The organism is Rothia nasimurium (assembly GCF_928381415.1).
In the GTDB taxonomy this organism is placed as follows: domain Bacteria; phylum Actinomycetota; class Actinomycetes; order Actinomycetales; family Micrococcaceae; genus Rothia; species Rothia nasimurium_H.
The window spans coordinates 1-3,136 of the sequence record NZ_CAKMSF010000018.1; the positions used below are offsets into that span (position 1 = coordinate 1).

The window sequence follows — 3,136 nt, forward strand, 5'->3', positions numbered from 1 at the left end:
TTCCGGCGACCTCAGAGACTGGTAGCGGTGGCTGGCACTGGCTATTCAGCTCATAAGCCAGTTTCTCAAAGTCCTCGCCCCGATAGGCAGCGCGTCGGCAGGTCTGAAAAATCGTCTCGTTCCGCTGTCCCTCGGCCAATTCGCCCCAGACCCGCGCAGGAGGGACTGGACCGACTTCAGTAGCCTCTAGAGCCTCAGAACCCCTCAGAAAGGCCCTGAGTGTCCCTGAGAGGGCTTTGAGGGCATAGGGCGGGCAATCAGCCGGATAAACCACCTCAGCGCCCTCATAGAGCGGGTTACGGCACTTTGAGGGGCTAAGAGCGTTCACCGCTGGGTCACCGGCACAGGCACGGCGTAGAAGCTCGGCAACGTCCCTCGCGAATCGGATAGGGGCTTGGTGGGCTTTGCTGGTGAGCGGGACGCCCTCGATAAGCCAGAAAGCTTGTACGCCCTGGGAGGTAAAAACCACGGCGTGGGGGTAAATTTCGCGGGGCAAATCAAAGACGTAATTCGGCGCGAAAATGTGGTCGATGTCGATAACCAGGGCACGGCAAAAAGCTGGGCTGGGTTGGTAAAACTCGTACTTGTGTAGGTCTGCCCGTAGGGTCTTGGTCAGCGGTGCGCTCTTGGTGTCTGAGCAGAGAAAGACCCGCTGACTGTCTGTGATGTGTACGGCGAACCGATGCGCGGGGGTTGCAGTGGTTACCAGCGCTGGTAGACTGGTGGTCAAAGCTTTAATTCCTTTCGAAGTAATGCCCGGATGGAATTTTCTGAACCGGAAGTGCTCCAACACTTCCGGTTCTTTTTTTGTCTAAAACTGGTCTAAGCCTACACGTTCCCGGCCCAGACAGGCTTTTCAGGGCCTTGCGTCGCCGGTGATACGCGGAGCATCGGCCCCGGATCTAGCGCAGGTCAAGGGTGGCGCCTGCGCCAGCGCGCAAGCGCCACCGCAGGTGCCCTTGACCCAGCAAGACCCGGGGCTACAATGCGCCGCAAACCGGCGACACAAGGTCAGGAAAAGACGAACTGACAAGGGTAAACAAAGTTTTCCAAGGTACTCGGTCTGTCTTCTAACCCGATATTGCGTAAACAATGTTTACAGTAGTATCTTCAACTGTTCCAAATCGAACAGTTGGCATTTACTGGAAGCGATTCATCCGCACACGTGCCTTCGGCTTCTGCCCCTGCCGGAGGTTCCTGGCCTGCTGGGCGGTACTTGCTGATTTCACGTAGGTGTTAAGCCTCTGGAGCCGGTTGTAATCATGGTCATCCCACTCTCGTTTGGGCTTTTTCTGGAAGTACCAACGGGCGAAATAGCGGTAATCCACGAAAATTGCCGATGGAGCAGACAGCGAGGCTTTGAGTTTGGCAATGGCAGATGCAGCGGTCTTCATTTCCTTTTTGAAGTGTTGCGATTGGTCAATTGCGAACTGGTGCGCGAACTGTAGCTCTTGAATGTGCTGTTGCGCTTGCGCGTTTTTCTTTCGCAATGTTTCAGCTTCGATTTCCAAAGTCGCAATGCGTTCCAGGTAGGCGGAAATGCGCCCTTCCACCGATTTGTTGATGCGGTGTTCTATCCTTCCCTTCTGCCTGCGCGCAGTTGCAACCGCGTCTTTCGCGTCCAGTGCTCTACTGCGGTTCCTAGCGTTGATTTGCCGTTGCCGTTTCACCAGCCGTTCGAGTCGCTGATTACGATGCAAAGCCACAGCTAGCTGTTCCTGCAGCTCGGTGGATTTATCAATGGGGTCAGCAATAGGGCGGTTAGTCCGCATACGGTACTTGGCTTTTTCTCGGCAGGACGCTGAGCAGTACTTGCGGTTGTTTGAACGGTTTGGGGGCAGGAGCTTACGGCAGACCGCGCACAGTGGGGGACTCTTTTTCATGCCCAGTCTTAGCTCATTTAGGGGCTACCGGTAAGTCGGGATTGCTAGGGCCTCTGGTGTAATTTCCCCCAGCTTGTGCATTTCAATGCCACACGTGTGATTCATTTTTCTTCGTATTCTCTGGTTTTAGCTGTTGCTCTGGGTTAGCTCTTGATGTGGTGGCATTGGCTTATGTTTTGGTGCTTACCGTCGGTGTATTTTTCTCTGGGGTTAGCTCTTGTTGTGCATCTGTTTTGATCTTGGTTTTTCGGTTGCTTTTTGTGCCCTTGCTTAGGTTCTGTGGCCTATGGAGTTGGTATAGCTTGTGCTGGTTTTGAGCTTCATTGCTCAGCTAGTTTTTCCTGCCGGGTTGCTTCCATAGTTCGGGGTGCTGATGTTGCTCCCACCAGGGTTCAACATCTTCTGCTACTTCTTCAACATCGAAGCCATACTCTTCGAACGTGCTTTCCAAATCTCCTACCAGTGCGTGGGCCAGGTTGTCAGATGAGCGGTCGATTCGTTCGTCCCAGGCCATAATCATTTTGGCAAGCTGGCCGACGAGTTCGACCTCGGCTGTACCTGAGTCGGGCATTTCGGCTGCGCCTTGAGCTACTTCTTGCAGTCGGCGTTCGATAGCAGAGGGGCCATTCTGAGCGAGCATCTCCTGCCACTGGGGTTGCTCCATAACGGCTAGTAGGGCACGGATAGCTAGGCGCAGGTAGTTGCCTCGGCTTCGGTTAGTTTGAGCTTCCAGGGCGTCCAAACGGGCAAGGGTGGTCGGGTCTAGACGAGCTGAGACGACTTGGCCGGAGGGGTGGCGGGGTTGCTTAGAGGTGGGCATGGTGGGGTTCCTCGTGTTCGAGTAGACATTGTTTACACAGGGTCAGGGTAGCAGGCGGAGGGGGTAGACGAGGGGCCGAAACCGGTAATACCCTGATTAAGCTTCACAAATTGCACCCTTGGTTTTAGTTCCAAGCGCCTTTCACCGTTCGCAAGCTGACACCAAGTTTTTCGGCAACTTCCCGTTGCTTATAGCCGGCTTCTTTAAGCGCCTGAATCTGTGCCTTACGGCCGATAGCCTGAGCACTCCGAACAGCTGACGAAGCGTTGCGTGCTTTCTGCAAAACAGCCTTCTGCTTCTCGGTCTTTCGGCTCCCGCCCTTGCGACCGATTTCAGCCATGAACTCGCGTACCGCATCAGGTACAGGCTCCCCCGGCTCACGGCGGGCTTCAACCGGCTGATAACGCTCATTCATGAACTTCTGGATACTCCT

4 protein-coding genes are annotated in these 3,136 nt (G+C 54.8%); all 4 read right to left on the bottom strand.

What is annotated here, in order from left to right:
- Positions 1–730: primase C-terminal domain-containing protein (locus L7A20_RS11740; RefSeq protein WP_237223665.1), on the bottom strand; the 730-nt coding region annotated here is incomplete at its 3' end.
- A gap of 409 nt (positions 731–1,139) precedes the next feature.
- A complete protein-coding gene (locus L7A20_RS11745) occupies positions 1,140–1,772 on the bottom strand; it encodes a hypothetical protein (protein ID WP_237223666.1) in 633 nt (210 codons plus the stop codon).
- A gap of 442 nt (positions 1,773–2,214) precedes the next feature.
- Positions 2,215–2,703, bottom strand: coding sequence for a ribbon-helix-helix protein, CopG family (locus L7A20_RS11750; protein ID WP_237223667.1), 489 nt, complete (start codon positions 2,701–2,703; stop codon positions 2,215–2,217).
- A gap of 124 nt (positions 2,704–2,827) precedes the next feature.
- Positions 2,828–3,136, bottom strand: a 309-nt coding sequence (locus tag L7A20_RS11755) for a helix-turn-helix domain-containing protein (RefSeq protein WP_237223668.1), incomplete at its 5' end; no start/stop codon positions are given.